This is a genomic window from Streptomyces sp. NPDC097981 (genome assembly GCF_040302565.1).
In the GTDB taxonomy this organism is placed as follows: Bacteria; Actinomycetota; Actinomycetes; order Streptomycetales; family Streptomycetaceae; genus Streptomyces.
Window position 1 is genome coordinate 1 of the sequence record NZ_JBEORW010000176.1, and the last position, 1,635, is coordinate 1,635.

Sequence of the window (1,635 nt, forward strand, 5' to 3'; positions counted from 1 at the left end):
CGCGCGTCGGGCCTCGGCCATGCCCGCCGACGAGAAGCAACCGAACCACCACTGCACACCAGCTCAGCCACTCGAAGCGAAACAGGGAGGCTAGCACGAGTACTCCGAGAGCCGGTCACACCAGCCCTTTGACCTGCTACTTCAAGTTGGCGGCAGCTCCGTGGAGTGGTGTAGCAGGAATCTTGGAGTAACCCCTGGTCACGGGGAGGCCATCCGCCGCAGTGGGGTGTCCGCAACCCACACACGAACAGCTGGCATGCGCCCGCCCGGGCGGTCTGCACATCTCCGGGTTGACCGGACGGTAATTGCTTCCCGCCGCCCAGGGGGGCAGGTCGCCGGCGCTCCGCGCCGCCCGAGCGTAGGCGTCCCGACCCGCGCTTGGCAGCAGGTCGGGCCCCACGCTTTCGTCCGCGCCGAGACGCCCGCCCGCTTGTGGCAGCTCGGGGCTGCACGCTGCTCAGGCGGCCCGGACGCGGGTCGGATGCAGGTGCAGCTCGCAGGCCGTCCAGCAGTCGGCCAGGAGCGTGCCCACCTCGGCCCCGCAGGGGCAGATGCGGTTGATGCCGAACAGGCCCTCCGGGCCGCAACAGCCTTCCGACCGGCGCTCGTCCGGGTGCTCCAGTAGCCCCACTGCGTCCTCAGGGTGAAGCACGACCTCGTCGTGCTCGTCCGGGTCCAGCACGATCCCGGCAAGCTGCCCGGGGGTGAGCCGGCCGCCGTCGAACACCCACCCGACGGTGGCCAGCGGCCAGTCCTTGCCCGGCAGCCCGAATACCGTGGCCAGGAGCTTCGGCGGTCCCTCCACGCGGAGGCCGGTCTCCTCCAGGCACTCCCGCACAGCCGTCTCCCAGGGGCGCTCGCCCGGTTCGGCGACACCGCCCGGCCACTGCCAGGGGTGCGTAATGGAGTACGTGGCCCGCAGCTGGACGGGCCGGTCGTCCTCGTCGGTGAAGAACACGGCCCCGAACATGGTGGCCTTCGGCAGCGTCGCAGCGAACTCCTCCGGAGGCAGCCACTTCCGATTGCTCACGACGCGTTCCCTTCGGCGGCGGGGAAACGCGTCATCCGCATGAGTGCCGGGTCGGCAGCGAAGCCGAGCTGCTCGTACAGCGGGGCGGAGCCGTCGCTGGCGTACAGCTCGTACAGGGTGACACCGTCGTGCTCCAGGTGGTCGAGGAGGGCTGCGAGCGCGGCCTTGGCGTAGCCGCGGCGGCGGTGTGCGGGGTCGGTGGCGACCGCGTGGATGCGTACGGCCAGGCCCTTGGGGTACTTCGGGGCGGGCAGGACGGCGTGGACCAGGCCGAGGGCGCAGGTGGCGAGCCCGCCGGCGTGGGAGTCGACGACGTACGCGCGGGCGTCACCGCCGTCCTGGAGGCGTAAGGCGAGCTGGTCGGCGCACGTGGTGAGCCAGGCTTCATCGAGGGGTTCGCTCAGGATATTCTCCGACCGCAGGCGGGCGATCTCGGCAGCATCGGCAGGGGTGGCGAGGCGGGGTTCGGGCACGGGGGTCCTTCCTCGAACGAGTAGAAGATGCAGACGGGCTAAGGGTTGTCCCGTAAATGATCTTCGAGTGGCCTCGGGCATGGCGGGCTGCCGTGCGGCCTGCTCGCTTATCCGGCGAGGGTGAGGTTGTGC

Annotated in this window: 2 protein-coding genes; both read right to left on the bottom strand. The window is 70.6% G+C overall.

The genetic code is table 11. The annotated features are described in order from the left end of the window. Positions 1 to 457: 457 nt before the first annotated feature. Positions 458 to 1,030, bottom strand: a complete 573-nt coding sequence (locus ABTY04_RS40885) for an NUDIX domain-containing protein (RefSeq protein ID WP_352218501.1) — start codon at positions 1,028 to 1,030, stop codon at positions 458 to 460. Beyond that, a complete protein-coding gene (locus ABTY04_RS40890; RefSeq protein ID WP_352218502.1) occupies positions 1,027 to 1,503 on the bottom strand; it encodes a GNAT family N-acetyltransferase in 477 nt (158 codons plus the stop codon). The genes ABTY04_RS40885 and ABTY04_RS40890 overlap by 4 nt, the downstream gene beginning before the upstream one ends. Between the last annotated feature and the right edge of the window lie 132 nt (positions 1,504 to 1,635).